This window comes from Pelosinus fermentans DSM 17108 (genome assembly GCF_000271485.2).
GTDB classification, from domain to species: domain Bacteria; phylum Bacillota; class Negativicutes; order DSM-13327; family DSM-13327; genus Pelosinus; species Pelosinus fermentans.
Window position 1 is genome coordinate 1,967,597 of sequence record NZ_AKVN02000001.1, and the last position, 25,612, is coordinate 1,993,208.

Sequence of the window (25,612 nt, forward strand, 5' to 3'; positions counted from 1 at the left end):
TTAGTGGCTATATTTTATATAGAGAGGAGCAGTGCGCACCTAGCGCCAAGGGATAATGGATTTTGTTGCAATTGATTTTGAAACGGCCAATGCCAGCCGGTCAAGTGTATGTAGTATGGCGGCTGTAACAGTAGAAAATGGACAGATTGTGCGCTCGGCTTATTCGTTAATTCGACCACCTATGCTAAAGTTTGATTTTCGGAATATACAAGTTCACGGCATACATCCAGAGCAGGTAGTAAATAAGCCAACCTTTGATCAACTGTGGGAAAGAATCCGTCCTCATCTTGAAAATAAGATTGTGATCGCGCACAATGCGACCTTTGATATTAGTGTATTACGAAGTATCTTACGAGAATATTCTTTACCCGTTCCTGCATTTAAACATGCTTGTACGGTTCAAATTGCCAAAAAAGCATGGCCAGGTGGAGAAAACTATAAGTTAAATACCTTGGCCCAGCGTTTTCAGATTGATTTTGATCATCATAATGCTCTGCATGATGCTCGAACTTGTGCTCAAATTGCTCTGCTTGCCGGGCAGGAATTAAAATCAAGTAATTTTTTGCAGATGATGCATTTGTTAAAGCTCTCAGTAAAAGATTTTGTGTAAGTGTAATGGACAGGAAAAGTAATCTTGTGGTAAAATACTTTTAGTTTGTATAGGCTGATATCGTTTTTCATATGATATTAGTATATCGCTAGACAAATACATATGGGAACGTTTATGGAGGAGTCTGTCACCCGGCAGGCTTCTTTTTGCATTTTTGGGGAAGACTAAGGGCGAAAAGGGGTTGAAGTAATGATTAGGAACAAAATTGCAATGAATGAGTTTTATAAGCTTATCATCGAATACTAGGAATAAGAGGAGACGTTATATGGAAAAATCACTTATTGCGGTCATTGTGTTTTTAGTGGCATATGCCTTAATTATTTCAGAAAAGATTCATCGTACAGTTACTGCTTTGGGAGGAGCTGTTTTATTAATTCTCTTTCAGGTAATTAATCAAGAAACAGCGTTTCATCATATTGATTTTAATACAATTGGACTTTTGATCGGGATGATGATTATGGTCTCGATTGTTAGTCAAACAGGCTTATTTAATTATTTAGCAATATGGGCAGCTAAAAAAGTGAATGCTGATCCTGTGAAGCTCTTAGTTTCCCTTGCTATTTTAACTGCTGTAAGTTCGGCACTTTTAGACAACGTAACAACGGTGCTTTTAATGACTCCTGTTATTTTCAGCATTACTGCTCAGCTGAAAGTTCCGCCAATACCATATTTAATTACGGAAATCATTGCATCAAATATTGGCGGTACAGCAACTTTGATTGGCGATCCTCCCAATATTATGATTGGCAGTGCCGTGAAAGAGTTAACATTTGCAGCATTTATTAATAATTTAGCATTGATTTCATGCTTCATTCTGGTTATTACATTAGGGATATTGGTGCTTATTTATCGCAATCGTCTGAAGACTACGGAGGAACTTAAAGCGAAAGTAATGGAACTGGATGAGAAAAAGCAACTTCAAGATATTCCTTTGCTTAAAAAATCGTTGTTTGTCCTTTCAATTACTATCGGCGCTTTCTGCTTTCATCAGGTTCTTCATTTAGAGTCGGCTACGGTTGCCCTTTCCGGAGCAGTATTATTATTAATAATGACCTATGCCCAATCAGAACATGAGCTGGAAAGGATTTTTCACAAAATTGAATGGTTAACGATTTTCTTCTTCGTTGGCTTATTTATCCTGGTGTCTGGATTAGTTGAGACGGGTATTATTTCTGTATTAGCCCAAGATCTAATGAATTTAACGGCAGGTAATTCCGTGGCTACTGCAATGGTGATCTTGTGGCTGAGTGCGATTGCTTCGGCTTTTGTTGATAATATTCCCTTTGTGGCTACGATGATTCCCCTTATCAAAGAAATGGGAACCATGGGCGTTGCTAATCTTGAACCTCTCTGGTGGAGCTTAGCCCTAGGAGCTTGTCTAGGAGGAAATGGTACATTAATTGGAGCTAGCGCTAATGTGATTGTTGTTGGGCTAGCCGCACAAAATGGTCATAGCATTTCTTTTATAAAATACTTTAAAGTGGCATTTCCGTTAATGATATTATCAATTGTGATTTCTAGTGTATATATTTATTTAAGATATCTTGGATAACTATAGGTATGAGATAAGCTGCTAATTGAGTGGATATTTATTTCTAGAGTATAGAATCTTGTATGTATTCTTGACAAATACTATATACTATGGGTATAGTATATAGTATATATTTTTAGAGGCTATGATAGGAAGGAGTACGTTATTACCGCCGTATAGAGAGGAGATCCGTGGCTGAAAGATCTCTCGGAAGTGGGATAGCGGAAGGTAGTCCTGGAGCTATTGCATTGAATTGATAGTAGGTGCAGTCGGTATGCCCCGTTATGGTACTGGAGTTTGAGTGATTCTAAAGAGTAGAGTTATCTCAAAGAAACAAGGTGGTACCACGAAAGTATGCTCTTTCGTCCTTTTAGGATGAAAGGGCTTTTCTATTTTTTCAGCATAATATTTTTCTCATAGTTATTAAATAGTAGGAGGATCTCTAGATGGAAAAGAATATTCCAACTGTGTATGACCCACAGGCAGTGGAAGAAAAGTGGTATAAATATTGGGAAGAGAATGGTTTCTTTCATGAGGAAGTAAATAAGGACAAAAAACCTTTTAGCATTGTGATTCCCCCGCCTAATGTAACTGGGCAGTTACATATGGGCCATGCGTTAGATAATGCCTTGCAGGACATTCTAATTCGTTTTCGCCGTATGCAAGGCTACAATACCTTGTGGATGCCAGGAACCGACCATGCTGGTATTGCTACGCAAATAAAAGTAGAAGAAATGTTGGTTAAAGAAGGCAGCTCTCGCCACGATCTGGGGCGTGAGAAGTTTATCGAAAAAGTTTGGGAATGGAAAGAGCAGTATGGGGATCGGATTATTAAACAATTAAAAAGTTTAGGTGCTTCTTGTGATTGGCAAAGAGAGCGCTTTACCATGGATGAAGGCTGCTCTGAAGCAGTGCGTGAGGTTTTTGTCTCATTATACGAGAAGGGACTTATTTATCAGGGCAACCGCATTACCAATTGGTGTCCTCGTTGTAATACTGCACTTAGCGATATTGAAGTAGAACATGAAGAAAAACCAGGGAATTTATATCATGTTCGTTATCTGGTAAAGGGAAGCCAGGGGGAATATGTCACGGTGGCTACGACTCGGCCAGAAACCATGCTGGGTGATACTGCAGTAGCTGTAAATCCAGAAGATGCTCGCTTTCGTGATTTAATTGGGAAACAATTAGTATTGCCTTTAGTAGGACGGCTGATTCCAGTTATTGCAGATGAATATGTAGATCCTGCTTTTGGTACAGGTGCTGTTAAGATAACGCCTGCTCATGACCCGAATGATTTTGAAATGGGGCTGCGTCATAATTTACCCCAAATCGTTGTAATTGCTAACGATGGTACAATGGCAGCGGATACTGGTAAATATGCAGGGATGGATCGTTATGAGTGCCGTAAAATATTGGTTGCTGACTTAGAAGAAATAGGTTCTTTGGTAAAAGTGGATGACCATATGCATGCTGTAGGGCACTGTCAGCGTTGTACTACTGTTGTAGAACCATTAGTATCTAAGCAGTGGTTTGTTAAAATTCAGTCATTAGCAGAACCGGCGATTGAGGCTGTGACAACAGGTGCCATTCAGTTTGTGCCTGAGCGATTTACTAAAACCTATATTAATTGGATGGAGAATATTCGGGATTGGTGTATTTCTCGCCAGCTTTGGTGGGGACATCGTATTCCAGCTTGGTATTGTGAATGTGGAGAAACCATTGTAGCTCGTGAAGCAGTTACTGCATGCCCTAAATGCGGCAGTCATCGCATAGAACAAGATGAAGATGTATTAGATACTTGGTTTAGCTCCGGCTTATGGCCTTTTTCTACCATGGGATGGCCAGAAGCTACAGAAGAATTAGAGCAGTTTTACCCTACAAGTGTACTGGTAACTGGTTATGATATTATTTTCTTCTGGGTAGCCAGAATGATTATGATGGGTTTAGAATTTAAGAAAGAAATTCCTTTTAAACATGTATTTATTCATGGCTTGGTACGTGACTCACAAGGACGTAAAATGAGTAAATCCTTAGGAAATGGGATTGATCCATTGGAAGTTATTGATAAAAATGGTGCAGATACTCTACGTTTTACATTAGTGACAGGTAATACGCCGGGAAATGATATGCGCTTTTATTGGGAACGGGTAGAATCTAGTCGTAATTTTGCCAATAAGCTTTGGAATGCATCTCGCTTTGTATTGATGAATTTAGAAGACGTAACCACTGTGGAACAATTAGCAAGTTATGGTGCCGCAGCCAAGGAGAAGGATTATTTCACATTAGCAGATAAATGGATCTTAAGCCGTTACGCTAAGACGGTGAGTGAGGTAACTCGTAATTTAGAACGCTTTGAATTAGGAGAAGCAGCTCGTCTGTTATATGAATTTATTTGGAATGAATATTGTGACTGGTACATTGAAATGGCAAAAGCAAGATTGTACAACAAAGAAGCAGTCCAGGATCGGAATACTGCTCAGTATGTCTTATGGTATGTATTAGAAAATACATTAAAACTGTTGCATCCATTTATGCCATTTATTACAGAAAGTATTTGGCAGCATTTGCCTCATGATGGACAGAGCATCATGGTAGCTGATTGGCCTGCTGACAATTCAGCAATACTTGTTAATGAAGATACCGAACAACAGATGGTTACAATGATGGAAACCATTAAGTCAATTCGCAATATGAGAGCGGAAGTGAACGTGCCGCCAGGGAAAAAGAGTGAAGTTATTTTGCAAATTATAGCTAGTGAATTTCAGCAGGTGTTTGCAAGCAATTTACAGTATATAAAAACTCTGGCTTCAGCAGAATCTGTCCAATTGTTAGGAGCCGATGACGCCAAACCAGATAATGCGATGACTGCAGTAGTGAGTGGTGTGGAAATTTATCTGCCATTAAAAGGTTTAATTGATATAGAAAAAGAATCTCTTCGCTTAAATAAAGAATTAACAACATTAGGCAAAGAAATTGCTCGTATTGATGGAAAGCTTTCTAATGAAGGTTTTGTAGCGAAGGCACCAGCAGAAGTGATTGCAAAAGAAAAAGCAAAAGCAGAAGAGTATCAAGAAAAACAAACAGCAATTCGGGAACGGTTAGCTTATTTGGCTACGTTGTAAAGGTAGTAAATAGAGTGGTATGGTTTGTGAACCACAAAGGCACAGTGCTGCTTTAAGGCATATAAAGTAGGTATGAAGGAAGTTTATTAAAGTCTCCTTTTGTCCTTTGTACTTTTGTGGTTCCATTATTTTTCAGTTTGTTTAGGAAGGCGTGAAAACAATGACATATGAAGAAGCCCTGACCTATTTAACTAATTTAACTAAGTTTGGCATTAATTTAGGCTTAGCTAGAATTGAAAAGCTATTAGAATTGATGGACCATCCGGAAAAAAAATTTAAAACCATTCATATAGCTGGTACGAATGGCAAAGGATCAACGACAGCAATGTTAGCATCCATTCTAAGGTCTTCAGGAATAAAAACAGGTATGTATACATCGCCCCACTTATCTGCGTATACAGAACGTATGATTGTGAATGGAAAAGAAATTACTCCTGATGAATTTGGAGAGGCTATTGCGTATACAAGTAGATTTATGGGGAAAATAGTAGAGCAAGGATTTGGTCATCCAACTGAATTTGAAGTGCTAACGGCTGCTGCATTTTATTATTTTGCAGCCTGCGGTGTGGAGTATGCTGTAATTGAAGTTGGTTTGGGCGGGCTTTTGGATTCAACCAATGTGATTATGCCTGAAATAACAGTGATTACCAACGTTACTCTGGACCATACAGATAAATGTGGCAGTACCGTAAGGGAAATTGCCTATCATAAATCAGGAATTATTAAAGAAAATGTCCCGGTGATTACAGGTGCCCAAGGAGAAGCTTTAGATGTTATAAAAAATATCTCACAAAAAAGCGCAGCGACTTGTTACGTATTCAGAGAAGATTTTTCAGCAGCATTTCTTGAAATGGAAGGGGAATGTCAAAGAGTAATGGTAGCGATTGGAACTGAAAGAAAAGCAGTTCCCTTTCTTGTTAATCTTCTAGGCGGACATCAAGTCGATAATTGTGCAGTCGCAGTTATGACTGCAATGGTTCTGGGAAAAGATGAAAGACGTATTGATCTATCTGCAATCGAAAAGGGACTACTAACAGTACGGTGGCCTGGACGGTTTGAGGTTATGCCTGGACGACCGACTGTGATTATTGATGGTGCACATAATCCCGATGGGATAAGAGCACTGCGGGAAAATTTAGATCGATTTTGTAGAGGAAAAAAAATAATTTTCTTGTTAGGAATTTTACAAGATAAAGATGTGAAGACTATGGTTACCACATTAATACGATTGCAAGATAAAGTAGTTGTTGTGGCCCCTATGTCTGAAAGAGCAGGAAAACCAGAAATGGTTGCCCGGGAAATAAAGGCTGAACATGTAGAAGTCGCCTCTTCAATTGAGGAAGGGGTAAAACGTGCTCAATTATTAGCCAGTGAAGAAGACATTCTTTGTGTTGCAGGTTCCTTATATCTGATTGGTGCCGTCCGAAAAATAATATGTAGCTAGACAAATGGCTCTTTCTTAGCTATAATTAAAAATGGTATTGAATTTGGCAGTTACTAAATAGTATGAGTACGTAGAAAATACTAAATGGTAAGTGCTATTAGACGGGTGAATTTATGTATATAACATATAGAACTACCCATACCCAGTATTTTTTAGAATATTTGATTGAGCACTGCATACTGGCGGTGACCTTTTTTTTGCCATTGTCCCTTAAATGGAGCAGTATCTTTCTAGGTCTAGGTGCTTTGTTATGGCTGGGAAAAATCATAGTTCAGCAAAAAATGGATTTTAAGGCGACTCCTTTTGATGCTGGTATAGCTTTGTTAGTCCTATTATCGGCTGCTTCTATTTTGGCATCCCCTGATAGAGACTTTAGTTTTTATAATTATTACAACTTAATGGGAAGATACATATTACTTTATTATTTGGTTGTCAATAATATGCGCTCTAGCAGTCAAGTAAAACGGCTTATATGGAGTATGTTAACATCGGCGGTAGTGGTTTCTCTGTATGGCTTTTATCAATATTTCTTTGGATCGACCCTTTCAGCTCTTGAGTGGGTCGATGGAGAGCAGTTTCCAGATCTAAAGATGCGAGTTTTTTCTACTCTGGAAAACCCTAATTTGTTGGCTGGGTTTTTAGTTACTATGATGGCAATTGCTTCAGGTATGGGATACAAAGCACAGGAGAATAAGTATAAAATAGTATATTCTGTGTTAGTAATCTTGTTTGGCGGATGTCTACTTCTTACTTACTCGCGAGGTGCCTGGCTTAGCGTACTAGCCATTGTAGCTATGTATGGTATGTTGTGCAATCGTAAAGTATTTTGGCTGCTGTTGTTATTGCCTGTTATTGCATTTTTTGCTCATGATGCATTACTAGAGCGGCTCATGTCAATTATGAATCCTACTGATACTTCATCAACGCTTCGATTAGCTCTATGGGAAAGTACAATTGCGATGATTGCAAATAAGCCATTTTTGGGCATTGGTTGGGGAGCTTATTGGATGGTATATCCCGACTATGATTTTTTCATAAATAATCCGAATACTAAGATTTTTCATGCTCATAATATGTATTTAAATATTGCTGCTGAAATTGGTATTCCAGGTTTGATTACCTTTTTGACAATCATGTGTGGACATTTGCGTTTAGCCTTATCTTCAGTAAGAGAGTCTTTTCGATGGTCATCCGGAATTATGTTAGGAATTGTAGGAGCGATATTTGGTTTGATTGTAAATGGGTTTACGGATTATGTAATGTTTAATATACAGCTTTCCATGTTGTTTTGGTTATTGAATGCACTCATTGTAGTAGTTTGGCAGCAAAATAATCAGCGGCAGGATCAGAATTTTCGATTGAAAAAAGTAATATAGAGTATTGTTACAAAAAATAGAGCCATTGTGCTCTATTTTTGCTATCAAGGAAAACAAAGCCTTTAAGAATGCGGTTTATGCGTTAATTGCATATTACATAGAATAGAAGGAATTAAAATGCATTTTTAGCATAAAAAGTAAGAATATGTTGAAAATAATTAAAAAATTTAAATAAAAATAAAATAATATCTTAATAAGAGGCAGGATTTTTTAGTTTATGTGAGAAATTGTACATACTAGAGAAATGAGAGAAAATAGAGAAAAGAATGTTAACTGCTCATTCGCCACTTACATTCGAGGGAGGATTCTGGCTTGAAAGACAGTAAAGACAAAATTTCCATTTCCAAAGCTACGATAGATCGTTTACCATTATATTTTCGGACCCTAAGGCTAAGTCAGGAAGAAAGTATGGAGATTATTTCTTCAGAAGAACTGGGGCAGCGTTTAGGGGTGACTCCGGAACAAATTCGTAAAGATTTAGCTTCTTTTGGTCAATTTGGCAAAAAGGGTGTTGGCTACTATGTGAGTGAACTCATTCGCAATATAGGAGAAATCTTAGGACTTGATTACAATTGGCATATTGCTGTGGTGGGTGTAGGACACTTAGGCTGGGCATTGGCTAATTACCGTAATTTTGATTCATTAGGTTTCAATTTAGTAGCTATGTTTGATGTTGATCCCAATAAAATTGGGCAATGTATAAAAGGTACAGAGGTCTTTCATTTAGACCGATTAAAAGAGGTGATGGAGGAAAGGACAATTCACATTGGCATTATTGCCGTGCCCGAAATGTATGCTCAGGAAGTAGCTGATCAATTAGTTGCTGCTGGAGTACGGGGCATATGGAATTTTGCCCCGAGAAAAATCAAGGTGCCTGAAGCTGTTCGAGTTATCAATGAAGACTTGTCAGTAGGATTAAGTAGCTTATCCTTCTACTTAGCCCGGCAGACACCAACAAATTAATCACTCAAATGTATGGAGGAAAGTGTTAAAATGATTGATATCAAAGATCGTGTGCGTAATAAAGCGCTTCATGCCAAAATAGTGAGCGCCGAAGAAGCAGCGACAGTTATTAAGCCTGGAATGAATATCGGAACCAGTGGATTTACGCCATCTGGTTATCCCAAAGCCGTACCGTTGGCATTAGCTGAACGAATCAAAAAAGAACATTTCCAAATTAACCTTTGGACTGGTGCATCCGTAGGAAAAGAATTAGATGGTGCGTTAGCCGCCGTAAATGGGATTAATAAAAGATTACCCTATCAGACTAATAATGAGATTCGCAAATCCTTAAACTCCGGTGGCGTAAAATACTGCGATTTACATTTGAGTCACACAGCTCAAATGTCTCGATATGGATTTTTAGGCGGTAAGGTGGATGTAGCGATTATTGAAGCATGTGCCATTACCGAAGAAGGACATATTATACCGACCACATCCATGGGGAACTCTGCCTCCTTTGTGCAAAGTGCCGACATTGTGATCGTGGAAGTCAATACAAGCCAGCCCTTAGCCTTAGAAGGAATGCATGATGTATATATTCCGCTGGATCCTCCTCATCGTCTGCCAATTCCGATTGTAAAAGCCGATGATCGTATTGGGACTCCTTATATCCCATGTGGTCTTGATAAAATAACCTACATCGTTCCATGTGATATTCGGGATGATGTTCGTGATTTAGCAGCCATTGATGATGATGCCAGAGCGATGAGTGCACTTTTTATTGACTTTTTGAAAAAAGATATAAAAGCTGGACGCATGCCCAAAGGACTCTTACCGCTGCAATCCGGTGTAGGATCCGTTGCCAATGCAGTAGTAAGCGGCTTTGCTGAATCTGAATTTACGGATTTAGAAGTGTACACAGAAGTCATTCAAGATGGAATGCTCGATTTAGCGGATGTTGGCAAGTTAAAATCGGCATCTGGTACTTCGTTCTCCCCATCGCCTGCTGGACTGGAAAGATTCTACCAAAATATTGATACCTATCGAAAAATCATGATGCTGCGTCCTCAGGAAATAGCAAATAGTCCTGAAATTGCCAGAAGGATAGGCGTTATTGCCATGAATACAGCCATTGAACTCGATATTTATGGGAATGTAAATTCGACTCATATCATGGGTACAAAAATGATGAATGGTATAGGCGGTTCAGGAGATTTTGCCCGTAATGCATATCTAACCTGCTTCTTTAGTACCTCCACCGCAAAAAATGGAGCCATTTCATCCATTGTTCCTATGGTTTCCCATGTGGATCATACAGAACATGATGTCGATATATTTGTAACTGAATTGGGTGTGGCCGATGTCCGTGGACTTAGTCCAAAAGAACGGGCACGGGTAATTATAGAAAATTGTGCTCATCCAGACTATAAGCCTATGCTGATGGACTATCTGGAAAGAGCCGAAAAAGCGACAAAATGTGCGCAAACACCACATATTTTAACCGAAGCACTTTCATGGCACACCCGGTTTATAGAGACTGGCACCATGAAGAAGCAGTAAAGGAGGATTATTAGTATGGATAATGAGAGTTTAAAATTAAAAGTGGCAGAGTATACTGCCAAAGTAGAAAAAGCAAGTGCCAAATTCCCAGAACGTAAAAACCTGGAGTATAACCGATTATATACTCCGCTAGACCTTGAGGGTCAAGATTATGAAAGAGATTTAGGATTACCAGGATCCTATCCCTTTACCCGTGGTGTGCAGCCGACAATGTATCGCGGTCGTTTCTGGACCATGCGTATGTATGCTGGCTTCTCAACAGCTGAAGAATCTAACAAACGGTATCGTTACCTCTTAGAATCCGGTGGTACGGGTCTATCTTGCGCCTTTGACTTGCCTACTCAAATCGGATATGACTCAGATGATATCATATCCGAAGGTGAAGTTGGTAAAGTAGGGGTAGCCATTGACTCTTTGGCAGATATGGAAATTTTATTTGACCAAATTGATTTGGGTAAAGTATCCACTTCGATGACGATTAATGCACCAGCCTCTGTACTGCTTGCCATGTATATTGCAGTAGCCGAGAAAAATGGCATTGGACCAGAAAAATTAAATGGTACCATTCAAAATGATATTTTGAAAGAGTATGCAGCTCGCGGTACGTATATTTTCCCTCCAAAGCCATCCATGCGTTTGATTACCAATATCTTTGAATATTGTTCAAAGAATGTACCGAACTGGAATACCATTTCCATCTCTGGTTATCACATTCGTGAAGCTGGTTCCACTGCAGCGCAGGAAATTGCTTTCACCATTGCAGATGGTATTGCGTACTGCGAAGCGGCAATTAAAGCTGGACTTGATGTAGATGCCTTTGCTGGCCGCTTATCCTTCTTCTGGAATGCGCACAATAATGTATTAGAAGAAGTAGCAAAATTCCGTGCTTCTCGTCGTGTATGGGCGAAAATCATGAAAGAACGCTTTGGTGCTAAAAATCCTAAATCCTGGATGCTTCGTGTACATACACAAACAGCAGGATCCATGCTGACTGCGCAACAGCCAGACAACAATGTAGTACGTGTTGCCTTGCAGACGGCAGCGGCTGTTATGGGTGGAACCCAGTCCTTACACACCAACTCTAAAGATGAAGCATTGGCATTGCCTACGGAAGCTTCCGTACGTGTTGCACTTCGTACCCAGCAAATTGTAGCCTATGAAAGTGGTTTAGCAGATGTAGTAGATCCTTTAGCGGGTTCCTACTATGTAGAAGCAATGACAAACCAAATCGAAGCAGAAGCATTGAAATACATTCAAAAAATTGATGACATCGGCGGTGCTGTTGTTGCGATTGAAGAAGGTTATATCCAGCGGGAAATTCAAGACAGTGCATATAAATGGCAAAAAGAAGTAGAAAACAATGATCGAGTCATTGTTGGTGTGAACAAATTCCAAATTGAAGAAAAACCAGTAGAAGGCCTCTTACGTGTAGATGCTTCTGTAGGTGAATTGCAAAAGAAAAAGCTTGCTGATCTAAGAGCAAAGCGGGATAATGCTGCTGTAACTGCGGCGTTGGCAAAACTAGAAGCAGCTTGCGGTGATGACAGCGTTAATTTGATGCCAATCATCTTAGAAGCAGTAAAAACCTATGCAACACTTGGTGAAATTTGTGGCGTAATGCGTAAAGTTTTTGGTGAATACCAAGCGCATGCAACACTGTAAGAGGATAGGAGGAATAACGATGGAAAAACGTGTTAGAGTATTAGTTGCAAAACCTGGTTTGGATGGACATGATCGGGGAGCGAAAGTAGTAGCTCGTGCCCTGCGTGATGCAGGCTTTGAGGTAATTTATACGGGTCTGCGTCAAACTCCCGAGCAAATAGCAGAAGCTGCGCTGCAAGAAGACGTAAATGTAATTGCGTTGAGTTTATTATCTGGTGCTCACAATCACTTGTTCCCACGTATTGTTGAGTTAATCCATGAAAAAGGTATGACAGATGTATTAATCATTGGTGGCGGCGTTATTCCTGATGCTGATATACCGGTTCTTAAAACAGCTGGCATATCCGAAGTGTTTACGCCAGGTACATCAACAACTACTATCATTGATTACATCAAGGAAAATGTGAAATAAAAATAACATAGCCTAGGCTGTGTTACAGTAGCATAAGGTGGTGTAACCAATGAATATTGCAGATGAATTATTAAAAGGTTCTCGATTAGCCCTTTCCAGGGCTATCACGGCTGTGGAAAATGAATATGATAATGCAGTATCGATTATGCAAACGTTATATTCTCATACTGGTAATGCTCATATTATTGGCATTACTGGACCACCAGGCGCAGGAAAAAGTACATTAACGGATAAACTAGCTAAAGAATACCGCCGTCAGGGGAAAACCGTAGGTATTATCGCAATCGATCCTACAAGCCCTTTTTCAGGTGGAGCTATCTTAGGTGACCGTATTCGCATGAATGAGCTAACCTTGGATCAAGGTGTTTTCATTCGCAGTATGGGTACTAGAGGCAGTTTGGGTGGTTTATCCCGTAAGACATCGGAAGCAATTAAGATTTTAGATGCTTTCGGTTTTGATGTGGTTCTTGTTGAAACCGTTGGTGTAGGGCAGTCGGAAGTTGATATTGTCAAAACTGCTGATACTACTTTAGTAGTACTAGTACCTGGTTTAGGTGATGATATTCAGGCGATTAAAGCCGGTATATTAGAAATTGGTGATGTTTTTGCCATTAATAAGGCAGATCATGAAGGGGTTGACCGCCTTCATACTGAGCTAGAAATGATGCTGGACTTAAATCAGGATAAAATAGAGTGGCGTCCACCGATTCAACGTGTTATAGCAAATCGTGGTGAAGGTATAAACGAGTTAGCTGAAGCGATTGAAAAGCAGATTGTTCACTCAAAAGAATCGGGTCAATTTGTCAACCGTCGCACCAATCGTACCAAAAGTGAATTGTTAGCGATGCTTGATGAGCAGGTTGGCAGATATGTGCGAAAACAGCTATTGGCTTATGGAAAATTCGATGAGTTAGTAATCAGTGTAGAAAAACGCGAAAAAAATCCATATGCTGTTGTTGATGGCATAATGACAACTATTTTACGATAATTGAAAAAAGGAGGATTTAATATGTTTAAAACATTAAAAGTAGACCATATTGGTATTGCCGTAAAAGATCTAGAACAGGCTAAGAAGTTTTATAGCGAAGTACTTGGTATGGAAGCAGCAGGCGAGGAAACCGTAGAACAACAGAAAGTGAAAGTTTGTTTCTATCCTTGTGGAGATAGTGAGATTGAGCTTTTAGAATCCACTTCACCAGATGGCCCTATTGCTAAATATATTGACAAGAATGGTGAAGGTATACAGCATCTTGCTTTGCGTGTGGATAATATCGAAGCTGCGATTGCTGATTTGAAAGCAAAAGGTGTTCGCATGATTGATGAAGCCCCTCGTTATGGTGCAGGCGGTGCAGCGATTGCTTTTGTTCATCCTAAAGCGACTGGCGGCATTTTACTTGAGTTATCAGAACGTAAGTAAGACTTGATAGAGTTATATAATGTATACAATTAGAAAATATTGCAGATTATATAGTCTTACTATATAGTGATATTTGAATGTTGTTGGAGGTGTAAAATGGCTACAGTCCAAGAGAAGATTGAAGATTTAAAAGCAAGGCAGGAAAAAATCAAATTAGGCGGCGGTCAAAAGCGGATTGATAAGCAACATGCTACTGGCAAGTTAACTGCTCGTGAACGTGTAGAAAAACTACTAGATCCTAACACGTTTGTTGAGCTGGATCAGTTTGTTACTCATCGATGTGTAAATTTTGATATGGCTTCTGTAGATGCTCCTGCTGAAGGTGTTGTTACCGGCTATGGAACAATTGAAGGACGTTTAGTGTATGTATTTGCTCAAGATTTCACTGTAGTTGGTGGATCGTTAGGTGAAATGCATGCTGCTAAAATTGTGAAAGTACAACAGTTAGCCTTGAAAATGGGGGCTCCTATCATTGGTATTAATGATTCAGGCGGCGCACGTATTCAAGAAGCAGTAGATGCGCTGGCTGGTTATGGTAAAATATTCTATAATAATACATTGGCTTCAGGGGTAATTCCTCAGATTTCAGTTATTATGGGACCATGCGCTGGTGGTGCGGTGTATTCTCCAGCTCTGACTGATTTCATTTATATGGTTAAGAATACCAGTCAAATGTTTATTACTGGTCCGCAAGTAATTAAGTCTGTTACTGCAGAAGAAGTTACAGCGGAAGCGTTGGGTGGGGCTATGACTCACAATACAACCTCCGGGGTAGCTCATTTTGTTGCGGAAAATGATGAAGATTGCTTAGAGCAAATTCGTTGTTTGATGAGTTTCTTGCCTGGTAATAACCTGGAAGGATCTCCAGTTGTCTTAAATACAGATGACGTAAATCGTATGGAAGATTCTTTAAATACGCTGTTACCTGATAATCCAAATCAACCTTACAACATGAAAGATATTATTTCTGCCATTGTTGATAATGGTGATTTCTATGAAGTACAGCCGTATTTTGCAAGAAATATTCTTACTTGCTTTGCTCGTTTTGATGGTCAAACCGTAGGAATTATTGCTAACCAGCCATCAGTAATGGCAGGTTGTTTAGATGTGGATGCATCGGATAAGTCTGCCCGCTTTATTCGTTTTTGTGACGCCTTTAATATTCCTTTGGTCAACTTAGTTGACGTTCCAGGATTCTTACCAGGTGTTAGTCAAGAATATGGTGGAATTATTCGTCACGGTGCTAAAATGCTATATGCCTATTCAGAAGCAACAGTGCCAAAGGTGACAGTAATCACTCGTAAAGCTTACGGTGGTTCTTATTTAGCAATGTGTTCACAAGATTTGGGTGCGGATCAAGTTATGGCTTGGCCAACATCTGAGATTGCTGTTATGGGACCTGCCGGCGCAGCCAACATAATATTCCGTGGCGATCCAGACGTTAAAGCCAAAACTGAAGAATATATAGCAGAATTTGCCACTCCATATAAAGCGGCAGAACGTGGTTTCGTTGATCAGGTTATTGAACCAAAAGAAACTAGACCTCGTATTATCACTGCTTTAAGTATGCTGGCTAGCAAGCGCGAACAACGGCCGCAAAAGAAACATGGCAACATTCCTCTATAAAGGAAGGTGTGGAATAGTATGAAGATAAATGCAAAAGGTGTTTCTCCAGAAGTAGTAGCAGTTATTACTGCGGCTATTTATGAAATGTTGGGCACAGGTTTTCAGGCTGTAAAAATTATACGCAATAGCAATGAATGGTCTATTGCTGGTCGCAAAAACGCATAAAATAAGTATATTATAAATATTTGGAGGTTAGTAAAATGAAGAAATTTAATATTACTGTGAATGGTACTGCATATCAGGTTGAAGTAGAAGAAGTAAAAGAAGCAAAAGCAGTGGCTGCTCCTGCAGCAAAACCTGCCGCTGCTCCTGCTGCTCCTAAAGCAGCAGCTCCAGCTGCCGCTGCTGCACCTGCTGCTGCTGAAGTTGGCGCTGGTGAAACTGGTGTTCCTTCCCCAATGCCTGGCAAAATTGTAAAAGTACTTGCTCAAGCAGGACAAGCAGTGAAAAAAGGCGATGTTTTGTTGATTCTTGAAGCAATGAAAATGCAAAATGAGATTACTGCTCCTGTTGATGGCACTGTAAAATCCATTAATGTAGCAGCTGATCAAAGTGTAAAACCAAATGAAGTTTTGGCTGTTATTAAGTAAATAAAAATTATTTAATATATATTAAATAATTTTAAGGGCTGTCTCAAAGGAGTTTTATAATCCTTGAGACAGTCCTTTATTTTCATATAAAACATAAAATGATTTAGGTAGTTGATCTCATTAAAGGTTGTATATTATACGAATTTACAAAATAAAATCAAATTATTAGAATTATCAAACAATAATTACAATAATAGAATAACGAATAGCGGCAAATAACGTGAAAAAAGTAACTGCTGTAGGATTCAGAATATTGCTTCTGAATGATTGACAGGGGCTAATTAATTGGTGTAGAGTAAACCTATGTGATTTATATTCCAACAGGCAGTAATGTAGAAAGGGGCTCTTTTTATGGATAAGCAACAAGAAGGAATCGTTCTTGAAGTGGTTGGCAATCATTTGGCAAAAGTAAAGACAAGTCGCCATAATGACTGTGAAAACTGTGGAGCTTGTCCCGGAAATTCGGCATTGGTACTTGAGGCGAGAAATGATATAGGAGCCAAGATTGGTCAGCGTGTAGCTATCGAAGTCAGAGAAGTGAATATGTTAAAAGCTGCTTTTATTGTGTATATTTTACCACTAATTTTAATCTTTTTTGGTGCGGTTATAGGTGGAATGTTTGCCGAGCATTTAAGCTATCAGCCATTATGGTTTCAGATTATTGGTGGTACGTTTGCTTTCATTTTATCAGTCGTGTATATTAAATTTTTCGATTCTGCTGCCAGATCCGATAGTAAGATGCAACCGATGATTGTACGAATTTTATCTAATGACTAAAGCATCGTAAGGCCTGTAGGTCAGAGCTAAGTTAAAGGATAAGAGGGACGAGGTTAAATGAAGGACCTTCATTTAAATAAGCCTTCCTTTGCAGGCTGAGGAAAATAAATGACATTAGTTAGTTTAAGAGGGGTGAAATTATGGCAAAAAGCTTTCGTGGGGGTGTACATCCCGACGACCGTAAAAGGTATACCGCAAGTAAACCGATTGAAATTGCGCCTATACCTGAGAAAGTCATTATTCCTGTGAGACAACACATTGGTGCACCATGCTCACCAATAGTAAAAGTTGGGGATCTAATTAAAAAAGGGCAAGTAATAGCTGAAGCTCAGGCTTTCGTTTCAAGCCCGATACATGCCTCTACTTCAGGTAAGGTAGTAGAACTTGCTGAGTATCCCCATCCAGTATTTGGTACCTGTATGTCAGTTGTCATTGAAAGTGATGGGCAAGATGAATGGGTAGAAGGTTTGCCACTGCAACGTGATTGGAAAACTTTAGAGGCGGCAGAAATTAAGGAAATTATTCGTCAAACAGGTATGGTTGGCATGGGAGGAGCAACATTTCCTACACATGTGAAAATGGCTCCACCTGCAGAAAAACCGATTCATACCTTTATATTAAATGCAGCAGAATGCGAACCATTCCTTACTGCAGATCATCGAGTGATGTTAGAACAGTCAGAAAGAATCGTGACGGGTGTGCAGATTGCAATGAAAGTATTGGGCGTAAGTAAAGGATATATAGGCATAGAAGAAAATAAACCTGATGCAATTGCTGTAATGAATAAAGCCTGTACTGGAATTGACGGAATTGAAGTAGTACCCCTTCAGACGAAATATCCCCAGGGAGCAGAAAAAACATTGATTGGTGTAATTTGCGGTACGGATGTACCTTCTGGTGGATTGCCCATGGATGTTGGTGTAGTAGTTCAAAATGTTGGTACTGTGGTAGCCATTGCAGATGCTGTAGAAAAAGGAATCCCATTGATTGAGCGGGTAACAACTGTTACTGGTGGTGCGATTGCGCAGCCTAAAAATTTATTATTACGAATTGGTACTACATTTGCCCAAGCTGTAACATTGTGTGGTGGATTTACTGAAGTACCAGTTAAAGTGATAATGGGTGGACCTATGATGGGAATGGCACAACGTACTCTTGATGTGCCCATTATAAAAGGAACTTCAGGTATTCTCGCATTAAGTGAGGCTGATGTTAATATCGGTCCAGAGCGTCCCTGTATACGCTGCGGGCGTTGTGTAGAAGCATGTCCAATGGGATTAGTGCCTAGTATGCTGAGCATATTAGCGGAACGTGATGCATATTCAGTAGCTAAGGAAGAATATGATTTATTGGATTGTGTGGAATGCGGTTCTTGTGTATATGTATGTCCTGCAAAACGTAACATCGTTCATTATATTAAATTGTCCAAAGCGCAAAATGCAGCAATGGCGGCGAAGAAATAAGGAGGTGGCTGTATGAGCATAGAAGCAAAAACAAAAATAGAAATAGATCATTTAATGGTTTCGGCATCACCCCACATCCGGTGTGATGAATCAATTTCAAAAATTATGTGGAGCGTTAACGCAGCGCTAGCGCCTGCAGCACTTTTCTCTATCTTTAATTTCGGAATGCCTGCATTTGTTAATCTAGTTATTTGTATTGTTGCTGCAGTGGTAACGGAATACTTAATCTTAAAATGGCAGAATAAGCCTATGGTTATAGGAGATGGCAGTGCCTTTTTAACAGGTTTGCTGCTTGCAATGAATATTCCTGCAACATTGCCGTGGTATATGCCGCTGGTAGGGGCTATTTTTGCCATTGCTGTTGCAAAACATACTATGGGTGGTTTAGGATTTAACATTTTTAATCCTGCTCTTATTGGGCGTGCATTTATTCTTGCATCCTGGCCGATTGCTATGACTACTTGGCCAATCTCAAGAGATATGGTTGGCAAAGTGGACGGGCTGACATCAGCCACTCCTTTAGGTATTCTTAAGCTGCAAGGGTACGAAAAGCTTGTAGCAACTTTTGGCGATCAAGCTGCTATGTACAAGTCTTTATTTCTAGGTGAGCGGGCTGGAAGTATGGGAGAAACTTCGGCTATTCTTTTACTTTTAGGCGGGATTTATCTTATCTATAAGGGATATATCAAATGGCAGGTTCCAGTTGTCATGATTGGTACTGTAGGAGCGTTGACTGCTGCTTTTGGCGGAGATCCGCTTTTCCACATGATGTCTGGAGGTCTTATCTTAGGCGCCTTTTACATGGCGACAGATATGGTAACCATTCCGATTACTACTAAGGGTCAAATAATTTTTGCTGTGGGAGCTGGTGCTCTTACTGTCCTAATCCGTTTGCAGGGCGGTTATCCTGAAGGCGTATGTTATGCAATATTATTGATGAACTGCGTCACACCCCTGATTGACCGTTTAGTAAGACCTGTAAAATATGGTGCAAGGAGGTAGGGCATATGGCACATGATGCACATGAAGAAAATAATAGTGTTTTTAAAGTAGGTATTAATCTTACGCTTGCTTGTTTGCTTTCAAGCGCAGTAATTGCAGGTACTTATGCTGTGACGGCACCGATCGCTGCTAAAACGAGAATTCAACTTGATAATCAGGCACGAAAAGCATTAGTTGCTGATGCGCAGGATTTTAAAGCTATTGAAGGAAAAACAGGCTGGTATGCAGCACTAAAAGATGGAAAAGTAATTGCATATGTTGTACCAGCTGAAAGTAAAGGTTATGCAGGAGCTATAAAAATGTTGACTGCTGTATCTGTTGATGGCAAAATTATCGATTATGCGATTCTAAGTCATAAGGAAACGCCAGGTCTTGGGGATAAAGCTGATAAGCCAGCCTTTCGTAAGCAATTTGCTGGCAAAGCAGCAGAAAATTTAGAAGTAGTAAAAGTTCCTAGTGATAAAAATATTCAGGCGTTAACTGGAGCAACGATTACTTCTCGTGCTGTGACCAAAGGAATTAAGGAAGCTGTGGAAGAAGTAGCCGCTTTTGCAGCCGACAAAAAGAAGTGAGGTGCTGAATATGAAAAATTTATGGGACATCTTTTATAAAGGTTTGTTTGATCAGAACCCCATATTCCGCCTTGCTTTAAGCTTGTGTCCGGCGTTGGCGGTAACTTCCAATGTCTATAATGCATTGGCCATGGGGTTGTCAGTTATGTTTGTTATTACAGCAAATAACGTAGTCGTATCCATTTTTCGTAAATGGGTTAATCCTAAAGTGCGGGTTCCTGTATACATTACGTCCATTGCCACGATTGTTACAGTGCTTATTTTAACATTACAAGCTTACCTTCCAGATATATATAAGGAACTCTATCTTTATTTAAATCTTATTGTTGTGTTTGCGATTATTCTAGCCAGGGCAGAAGTATTTGCAGCTAAGAATCCTGTTTTTCCATCATTTTTGGATGGTCTGGGAATGGGTGCAGGTTTTGCTGGTGCTATGGTATTTATTGCCGTCGTCCGTGAACTATTTGGTAATGGTACGTTAATGGGTATGCCAGTTTTCGGGGCATCTTATGACCCCGCGCTCATTATGATTTTGCCACCAGGTGGATTTATTGTCATAGGACTCATGATTGCTAGCTTTAATTTGATTGGTCAACACCAAGCCAAATTAAAGCTAGCGAAACAAGGGAGTGATGCATAATGGAGGAATATTTAAAATTATTTGTTGCTTCGGCAATTACCAATAATATGGTGTTGACTCAATTCTTAGGCTTATGTATCTTTTTCGGTGTATCGAAGAATCTCAACGCCTCAATTGGTATGGGGATGGCAGTTACGTCAGTTATGACAATAAGTACTTTGCTTGCTTGGGCAGTATATAATTATGTTCTCCACCCCCTTGGGTTGGAAGTACTCATGTTAATAACATTTGTGGTACTGATTGCCGGGCTTGTACAATTACTGGAAATGGTTATTAAAAAACATGCCCCAGCTTTATATAATATGTGGGGAATCTATCTTGTGCTGATTGCGACTAACTGTGTTGTAATCGCCGTGCCGATTACTAATGCTGAGTCTCATAATGGTTTTATGACAAGTTTTGTACTTGCAATTGGCTCTGGAGTCGGATTTGCTTTGGCTCTAATTTTAATGGCTAGCCTGCGGGAAAAACTACAATATGCAGATGTACCAAAATCCTTGGAAGGACTGGGTATTTCTTTCATTTTGGCAGGAATGTTGGCATTGTCATTCTTTGGTTTTTCAGGAATGATCACACTATAATGATAGAAGGTGATGAAAAATGAGTACACCAATATTGATATTGATGGTATTGACGTCTCTGGGGGTATTTTTTGGTTTTCTATTGGCTTATTCAAACAAAAAGTTTTCCATCGAAGTTAATCCGCTCATCCATATCGTAGAGGATGTTTTGCCGAAAGGACAGTGCGGTGCCTGTGGTTATGCTGGTTGTATGGCTTATGCTGAGGCAGTTGTGCTCAATCCTGATGTAGCACCTAATTTATGTTCACCAGGTAAAGACGCAGTGGCAAAACTTGTTGCTGAACTTACAGGAAAAGCAGCTGCTCCTATGGAACCGCAAATTGCCCAAGTGCAATGTGCAGGTACTCATGATAAGGCTAAAAGATCCTATGCATATACAGGTGTCGAAGATTGCGTTGCTGCCAATTTACTTTTTGGCGGACCAAAATCTTGTAAATATGGCTGCTTAGGATTAGGTACCTGTGTTAAAAGCTGCCCTTTTGATGCTATGACTATGAGTCCAGAAGGATTACCTGTCATTGACCCTGAGAAGTGTACTTCCTGCGGTAAATGCGTTAGCGTATGTCCTAAACAAGTCATTTCTCTTATGCCTGTTGGAGCAAGAGTTCGTGTAAATTGCAATTCAAAAGATAAAGGTGCTGTAGCGAAAAAGGCCTGTAGTGTTGCTTGTATTGGCTGTTCCCTTTGTATGCGTCAGTGTCCATATGAAGCGATAAAAATGGGGAATAATTTGGCTATTGTAGATGCTAAGATTTGCGAAGAAAAATGTTCGGATGCTGTATGCTTAAGTAAATGCCCGACAAAGGCGATTCGTCCTTTTGTAACAGGGATTGTACCTGGTACAGAAAATGAAGCAAGTACGACTCTTGCTTGTGCATCTTGCGCAAAATAGAGAAAATTGCTAATTAACCGCAGAAGAAAAAATCTTCTGCGGTTTTTTATATGTATCTCATTTGCATGTTAAGGGTTTTTGCGGTAAAATAATCTAGACTAACCGACAAGGCGGTAAAGTAGATAACAAAGGCTGATAAATTATGAATCATACGAGACGCGTGGTGCTAATGGCTTTATTTGTGGCCATAGCCAGTGTATTGCACATTGTAGAATCTTGGATTCCTTTGCCACTTCCCATACCTGGAATTAAATTAGGACTAGCAAATATTGTATCTCTAATTACGATTGCAACTTTTGGTTGGCGTGAGGCCATATATGTGGTAGTGATACGAGTTTTTTTAGCATCGTTATTTGGAGGAATTCTTATTGGTCCCGCTTTTGCAATGAGTATGAGTGGTGCTATTGCTAGTACGTTATTGATGGCCTATGCTTATACTGCTTGGCATTCCACTTTTTCTTTTATCGGAATTAGTATCATTGGTGCCGTTATGCATGGTATCGCACAAATTATAATGGCGGCTTTAGTGGTATCTAGCCTTACGTTATTATGGTATTTACCCTATTTAGTATTATTGGCAGTGCCAACAGGCTGGGCGACAGGGATGACTGTGGCTTACTTTTTGGCAAAAGCGCCAAGATCTATGCCAAAACCATTACAATAAGTAAATAACTACTATAGCATATGTATTTAGACTGTCTTATAATAGATGCAGGGGGGAATAATATTGCGAGGCGCTAAAAGTAATGGATATGGTATGTTTATACTATTTTTGCTTACAGGTGCAGTTTTTGGCGGTATTTTGGGAGAAGTTATTTCTCATTCTGATATAGCAGCTGGTTTTGCTCCTTATTTAGTAAAAACATTTCTTGTATTAGATGTGCCGCCTGTTACGATTAATTTGTATGTCATACGATTTATGGCTGGCTTTGCTTTGCAGCCTAACTTAATTAGCATTTTAGGTATGGTAGTAGCTTTTTTGCTGTATCGGCGTCTTTGATTGATATCTATAGGAGGTTTTGCTAATGACGATTATTTTGGCATCAGCATCGCCCCGCCGTCGTGATTTGTTAACTCAGGTTGGTTGTGATTTTGTAGTAATGACTAGTGGGGTTGTCGAGGATAATGCGCAAGTTGTGCCTCCTCATGAGTTAGCGATCTTACAGGCGAAAGAGAAGGCTTTGGATGTTTTTTCAAAAGTACAGGCTCATGATGTGGTAATTGGGGCTGATACCATCGTAGTACTGGATGGACAAGTCTATGGTAAGCCTGTGGATAAAAATGATGCAAGACGTATGTTAACTTCCCTAGCAGGTAAAGAGCATCAAGTAATTACAGGAATTGCTGTTGTAACGGCAAAGGAAATTTGGAATGATTTTGTTGTTACCAATGTGAAGATTGGAGATATTACAGATGAGGAAATTGAAGCATATCTAACAACAGGCGAGCCTATGGATAAAGCAGGTGCATATGCGATTCAGGGTAAGGGTGCACTCTTTGTGGAGAGCATTAATGGATGTTATGCTAATGTAGTAGGTCTGCCATTAAATAAATTATCTGAATTACTTAAAAAGGCTGGTGTCAAGTTATTATGAATGACGATAAGCCGCTTATGATAAAAGAATTGCCTCAAGAGGAAAGACCAAGGGAGAAAATGCTGAAAAAAGGTGTTCAAGCTTTAAGCAATGCAGATTTGTTGGCGATACTGCTTAGGACTGGTACAAAAAATGATTCTGTTTTGCGCGTAGCGGAAAGGCTGTTAAAAAAATATGAAGAGATGGGTATAACTGCTCTTTCTGGCCTTGGACCTCAAGAAATAAGTAAAATAAAGGGGATTGGTCCAGTAAAAGCAGTGACACTTGTTGCTGCCATTGAGCTCGGCAAACGCTTAAATGGAGAGGCAGCAGAACAAAGAGCAATCATTCGTTCTCCTCAGGATGCTGTTAATCTATTAATGGCCAGACTACGCTATGAAGCACGAGAGCATTTTATTGTAATTCTCTTGTCCACCAAAAATCATGTGATAGCGACTCCTACTATTTCCATTGGCAGTTTAAATGCATCGATTGTGCATCCCCGTGAATTATTTCGCGAGGTTATTAATCATTCAGCGGCTTCTGTTATTTTGGCACATAATCATCCCAGCGGAGATCCTACTCCTAGCTCGGAAGATGTTAGCCTAACTCGAAAATTAGTTGATGCAGGGAAAATTTTAGATATTCCTGTCCTTGATCATATAATTATAGGTGATAACAAGTATGTTAGTCTTAAAGAAAAGGGAATAATAGAATGAATTTGTTAAGTAGCAAGATCAATATGTACTTGCTTATTGAAAGGGGCTATATAGTATGAAGAGTTTTTTTGGATCATTTTCCCGAGATATGGGTATAGATCTTGGCACTGCCAATACGTTAGTGCATGTAAAAGGTAAAGGAATTGTACTGAGCGAACCATCAGTGGTAGCGATTCAGCGAGACACTGGTGAGGTATTGGCAGTTGGAGAAGAAGCGAAACAAATGATCGGTCGTACTCCTGGTAATATAGTGGCAATTAGACCACTAAAAGATGGCGTAATTGCAGATTTTGATGTGACTCAGGCTATGTTAAAATATTTTATTCGCAAATCCATTGATTCGAAATCCTTTATTCGCCCTCGTGTAATTGTGGGCGTGCCTTCGGGAGTAACGGAAGTGGAAAAACGTGCGGTAATTGATGCAACGATTCAAGCCGGGGCGAGAGAAGCCTATTTAATTGAAGAACCTATGGCTGCAGCCATTGGAGCTGGCTTACCTGTTCATGAACCTACGGGTAATATGGTGGTTGATATTGGTGGCGGCACCACAGAAGTAGCTGTTATTTCTCTGGGGGAATAGTTACCAGCCGTTCCATTCGCGTGGGTGGCGATGAGATGGATGAAGCGATTATACAATATATTAAGCGTACTTATAATTTAATGATTGGTGAGCGTACGGCTGAGGAAGTAAAGGTAACGATTGGGGCGGCAATTATTCCTCCTAGTGATCAAACGATGGAAATTAGAGGCCGAGACTTAGTAAGCGGTTTACCTAAAACACTTACTATTAAAGCCAGCGAAGTGCAACAAGCTTTGAGTGAGCCTGTAATGAGCATTGTCGAAGCTGTTAAAGTTACGCTGGAGAAAACACCACCAGAGTTGGCTTCTGATATTATGGATCGAGGTATTGTGATGACGGGCGGTGGTTCCTTATTAAAAGGTCTTGATCGGCTTTTAAGCAGAGAAACAGGTATGCCAGTGCATATTTCTGAAGATGCTCTCTTATGTGTATGTATGGGTACTGGGCGAGCCCTGGAAAGTATAGATTTATTAAAACGTGTGCTAATGTCTCCCAAAAAGTTGGGATAGTGGGATAG

General features: G+C 39.7%; 25 protein-coding genes, 1 pseudogene and 1 other annotated feature. All 26 genes and pseudogenes read left to right on the forward strand.

Going from position 1 to position 25,612, the window contains the following annotated elements; genetic code table 11:
- Positions 1-55 precede the first annotated feature (55 nt).
- The 26 genes and pseudogenes from FR7_RS08780 to FR7_RS08900 all read left to right on the forward strand — a co-directional run bounded on the left by FR7_RS08780 (position 56) and on the right by FR7_RS08900 (position 25,604).
- The gene (locus tag FR7_RS08780; protein ID WP_007936720.1) at positions 56-610 is read left to right on the forward strand and encodes a 3'-5' exonuclease; all 555 of its coding nucleotides are present in this window, start codon (positions 56-58) and stop codon (positions 608-610) included.
- Between the two features lie 265 nt (positions 611-875).
- Positions 876-2,162, forward strand: coding sequence for an ArsB/NhaD family transporter (locus FR7_RS08785; RefSeq protein ID WP_007936721.1), 1,287 nt, complete (start codon positions 876-878; stop codon positions 2,160-2,162).
- A 115-nt stretch (positions 2,163-2,277) separates the two neighbouring features.
- Positions 2,278-2,514 (forward strand) — a binding site (T-box leader).
- A gap of 73 nt (positions 2,515-2,587) precedes the next feature.
- Positions 2,588-5,266, forward strand: a complete 2,679-nt coding sequence (locus tag FR7_RS08790; protein ID WP_007936722.1) for a valine--tRNA ligase — start codon at positions 2,588-2,590, stop codon at positions 5,264-5,266.
- A gap of 160 nt (positions 5,267-5,426) precedes the next feature.
- A complete protein-coding gene (locus FR7_RS08795; protein WP_007936723.1) occupies positions 5,427-6,710 on the forward strand; it encodes a bifunctional folylpolyglutamate synthase/dihydrofolate synthase in 1,284 nt (427 codons plus the stop codon).
- 113 nt (positions 6,711-6,823) lie between these two features.
- Positions 6,824-8,086: an O-antigen ligase family protein gene (locus FR7_RS08800; protein ID WP_007944632.1), complete on the forward strand. Its 1,263-nt coding sequence runs from the start codon at positions 6,824-6,826 to the stop codon at positions 8,084-8,086.
- Between the two features lie 312 nt (positions 8,087-8,398).
- Entirely contained in the window at positions 8,399-9,049 is a 651-nt protein-coding gene (locus FR7_RS08805) for a redox-sensing transcriptional repressor Rex (RefSeq protein ID WP_007936725.1), read from the forward strand.
- A 30-nt stretch (positions 9,050-9,079) separates the two neighbouring features.
- Complete coding sequence (locus FR7_RS08810; RefSeq protein WP_064448909.1) at positions 9,080-10,588, forward strand: acetyl-CoA hydrolase/transferase family protein; 1,509 nt, start codon at positions 9,080-9,082, stop codon at positions 10,586-10,588.
- A 15-nt stretch (positions 10,589-10,603) separates the two neighbouring features.
- Positions 10,604-12,250 (forward strand): acyl-CoA mutase large subunit family protein, encoded by a 1,647-nt coding sequence (locus tag FR7_RS08815; protein ID WP_007930428.1) that lies wholly within the window; start codon positions 10,604-10,606, stop codon positions 12,248-12,250.
- Positions 12,251-12,269: 19 nt separating this feature from the next.
- The gene (locus FR7_RS08820; RefSeq protein ID WP_007930421.1) at positions 12,270-12,662 is read left to right on the forward strand and encodes a cobalamin B12-binding domain-containing protein; all 393 of its coding nucleotides are present in this window, start codon (positions 12,270-12,272) and stop codon (positions 12,660-12,662) included.
- Positions 12,663-12,711: 49 nt separating this feature from the next.
- The gene (gene meaB / locus FR7_RS08825; protein ID WP_007936176.1) at positions 12,712-13,650 is read left to right on the forward strand and encodes a methylmalonyl Co-A mutase-associated GTPase MeaB; all 939 of its coding nucleotides are present in this window, start codon (positions 12,712-12,714) and stop codon (positions 13,648-13,650) included.
- 21 nt (positions 13,651-13,671) lie between these two features.
- A complete protein-coding gene (gene mce, locus FR7_RS08830) occupies positions 13,672-14,079 on the forward strand; it encodes a methylmalonyl-CoA epimerase (protein WP_007936177.1) in 408 nt (135 codons plus the stop codon).
- A 96-nt stretch (positions 14,080-14,175) separates the two neighbouring features.
- Positions 14,176-15,705, forward strand: a complete 1,530-nt coding sequence (gene mmdA / locus FR7_RS08835) for a methylmalonyl-CoA decarboxylase subunit alpha (protein ID WP_007936178.1) — start codon at positions 14,176-14,178, stop codon at positions 15,703-15,705.
- An 18-nt stretch (positions 15,706-15,723) separates the two neighbouring features.
- Positions 15,724-15,870 carry a hypothetical protein gene (locus tag FR7_RS23820; RefSeq protein ID WP_007936179.1) on the forward strand — a complete coding sequence of 49 codons (147 nt, stop codon included), beginning with the start codon at positions 15,724-15,726 and terminating at the stop codon, positions 15,868-15,870.
- A 35-nt stretch (positions 15,871-15,905) separates the two neighbouring features.
- Positions 15,906-16,295: a biotin/lipoyl-containing protein gene (locus FR7_RS08840; protein WP_007936180.1), complete on the forward strand. Its 390-nt coding sequence runs from the start codon at positions 15,906-15,908 to the stop codon at positions 16,293-16,295.
- Positions 16,296-16,646: 351 nt separating this feature from the next.
- On the forward strand, positions 16,647-17,072 hold the full coding sequence (locus FR7_RS08845) for a SoxR reducing system RseC family protein (RefSeq protein ID WP_007936181.1): 426 nt from the start codon (positions 16,647-16,649) through the stop codon (positions 17,070-17,072).
- Positions 17,073-17,212: 140 nt separating this feature from the next.
- Positions 17,213-18,535, forward strand: coding sequence for an electron transport complex subunit RsxC (gene rsxC / locus FR7_RS08850; protein ID WP_007936183.1), 1,323 nt, complete (start codon positions 17,213-17,215; stop codon positions 18,533-18,535).
- Between the two features lie 12 nt (positions 18,536-18,547).
- A complete protein-coding gene (locus FR7_RS08855; protein ID WP_007936185.1) occupies positions 18,548-19,537 on the forward strand; it encodes an RnfABCDGE type electron transport complex subunit D in 990 nt (329 codons plus the stop codon).
- 5 nt (positions 19,538-19,542) lie between these two features.
- Complete coding sequence (locus FR7_RS08860; RefSeq protein ID WP_007936186.1) at positions 19,543-20,109, forward strand: RnfABCDGE type electron transport complex subunit G; 567 nt, start codon at positions 19,543-19,545, stop codon at positions 20,107-20,109.
- Between the two features lie 10 nt (positions 20,110-20,119).
- On the forward strand, positions 20,120-20,749 hold the full coding sequence (gene rsxE, locus FR7_RS08865; protein WP_007936188.1) for an electron transport complex subunit RsxE: 630 nt from the start codon (positions 20,120-20,122) through the stop codon (positions 20,747-20,749).
- Complete coding sequence (locus FR7_RS08870; protein WP_007936191.1) at positions 20,749-21,330, forward strand: electron transport complex protein RnfA; 582 nt, start codon at positions 20,749-20,751, stop codon at positions 21,328-21,330. Before rsxE ends, FR7_RS08870 begins: the two co-directional genes overlap by 1 nt.
- Before the next feature lie 19 nt (positions 21,331-21,349).
- Positions 21,350-22,222, forward strand: coding sequence for an RnfABCDGE type electron transport complex subunit B (gene rnfB / locus FR7_RS08875; RefSeq protein WP_007936193.1), 873 nt, complete (start codon positions 21,350-21,352; stop codon positions 22,220-22,222).
- Positions 22,223-22,364: 142 nt separating this feature from the next.
- Positions 22,365-22,886 (forward strand): Gx transporter family protein, encoded by a 522-nt coding sequence (locus tag FR7_RS08880; protein ID WP_007936194.1) that lies wholly within the window; start codon positions 22,365-22,367, stop codon positions 22,884-22,886.
- Between the two features lie 63 nt (positions 22,887-22,949).
- Positions 22,950-23,222: a DUF4321 domain-containing protein gene (locus FR7_RS08885; protein ID WP_007936196.1), complete on the forward strand. Its 273-nt coding sequence runs from the start codon at positions 22,950-22,952 to the stop codon at positions 23,220-23,222.
- A gap of 25 nt (positions 23,223-23,247) precedes the next feature.
- Entirely contained in the window at positions 23,248-23,817 is a 570-nt protein-coding gene (locus tag FR7_RS08890; RefSeq protein ID WP_007936198.1) for a Maf family protein, read from the forward strand.
- On the forward strand, positions 23,814-24,515 hold the full coding sequence (gene radC / locus FR7_RS08895; protein ID WP_007936199.1) for a RadC family protein: 702 nt from the start codon (positions 23,814-23,816) through the stop codon (positions 24,513-24,515). The genes FR7_RS08890 and radC overlap by 4 nt, the downstream gene beginning before the upstream one ends.
- Before the next feature lie 55 nt (positions 24,516-24,570).
- Positions 24,571-25,604 (forward strand): annotated as a pseudogene (locus tag FR7_RS08900) (rod shape-determining protein).
- Positions 25,605-25,612: the final 8 nt, after the last annotated feature.

What these genes read in the sequence shown, in the direction of transcription:
- FR7_RS08780 (WP_007936720.1), top strand. Translation starts at nt 56, where the DNA reads ATGGATTTTGTTGCAATTGATTTTGAAACGGCCAATGCCAGCCGGTCA.
- FR7_RS08785 (WP_007936721.1), top strand. Translation starts at nt 876, where the DNA reads ATGGAAAAATCACTTATTGCGGTCATTGTGTTTTTAGTGGCATATGCC.
- FR7_RS08790 (WP_007936722.1), top strand. Translation starts at nt 2,588, where the DNA reads ATGGAAAAGAATATTCCAACTGTGTATGACCCACAGGCAGTGGAAGAA.
- FR7_RS08795 (WP_007936723.1), top strand. Translation starts at nt 5,427, where the DNA reads ATGACATATGAAGAAGCCCTGACCTATTTAACTAATTTAACTAAGTTT.
- FR7_RS08800 (WP_007944632.1), top strand. Translation starts at nt 6,824, where the DNA reads ATGTATATAACATATAGAACTACCCATACCCAGTATTTTTTAGAATAT.
- FR7_RS08810 (WP_064448909.1), top strand. Translation starts at nt 9,080, where the DNA reads ATGATTGATATCAAAGATCGTGTGCGTAATAAAGCGCTTCATGCCAAA.
- FR7_RS08815 (WP_007930428.1), top strand. Translation starts at nt 10,604, where the DNA reads ATGGATAATGAGAGTTTAAAATTAAAAGTGGCAGAGTATACTGCCAAA.
- FR7_RS08820 (WP_007930421.1), top strand. Translation starts at nt 12,270, where the DNA reads ATGGAAAAACGTGTTAGAGTATTAGTTGCAAAACCTGGTTTGGATGGA.
- meaB (WP_007936176.1), top strand. Translation starts at nt 12,712, where the DNA reads ATGAATATTGCAGATGAATTATTAAAAGGTTCTCGATTAGCCCTTTCC.
- mce (WP_007936177.1), top strand. Translation starts at nt 13,672, where the DNA reads ATGTTTAAAACATTAAAAGTAGACCATATTGGTATTGCCGTAAAAGAT.
- mmdA (WP_007936178.1), top strand. Translation starts at nt 14,176, where the DNA reads ATGGCTACAGTCCAAGAGAAGATTGAAGATTTAAAAGCAAGGCAGGAA.
- FR7_RS23820 (WP_007936179.1), top strand. Translation starts at nt 15,724, where the DNA reads ATGAAGATAAATGCAAAAGGTGTTTCTCCAGAAGTAGTAGCAGTTATT.
- FR7_RS08840 (WP_007936180.1), top strand. Translation starts at nt 15,906, where the DNA reads ATGAAGAAATTTAATATTACTGTGAATGGTACTGCATATCAGGTTGAA.
- FR7_RS08845 (WP_007936181.1), top strand. Translation starts at nt 16,647, where the DNA reads ATGGATAAGCAACAAGAAGGAATCGTTCTTGAAGTGGTTGGCAATCAT.
- rsxC (WP_007936183.1), top strand. Translation starts at nt 17,213, where the DNA reads ATGGCAAAAAGCTTTCGTGGGGGTGTACATCCCGACGACCGTAAAAGG.
- FR7_RS08855 (WP_007936185.1), top strand. Translation starts at nt 18,548, where the DNA reads ATGAGCATAGAAGCAAAAACAAAAATAGAAATAGATCATTTAATGGTT.
- FR7_RS08860 (WP_007936186.1), top strand. Translation starts at nt 19,543, where the DNA reads ATGGCACATGATGCACATGAAGAAAATAATAGTGTTTTTAAAGTAGGT.
- rsxE (WP_007936188.1), top strand. Translation starts at nt 20,120, where the DNA reads ATGAAAAATTTATGGGACATCTTTTATAAAGGTTTGTTTGATCAGAAC.
- FR7_RS08870 (WP_007936191.1), top strand. Translation starts at nt 20,749, where the DNA reads ATGGAGGAATATTTAAAATTATTTGTTGCTTCGGCAATTACCAATAAT.
- rnfB (WP_007936193.1), top strand. Translation starts at nt 21,350, where the DNA reads ATGAGTACACCAATATTGATATTGATGGTATTGACGTCTCTGGGGGTA.
- FR7_RS08880 (WP_007936194.1), top strand. Translation starts at nt 22,365, where the DNA reads ATGAATCATACGAGACGCGTGGTGCTAATGGCTTTATTTGTGGCCATA.
- FR7_RS08890 (WP_007936198.1), top strand. Translation starts at nt 23,248, where the DNA reads ATGACGATTATTTTGGCATCAGCATCGCCCCGCCGTCGTGATTTGTTA.
- radC (WP_007936199.1), top strand. Translation starts at nt 23,814, where the DNA reads ATGAATGACGATAAGCCGCTTATGATAAAAGAATTGCCTCAAGAGGAA.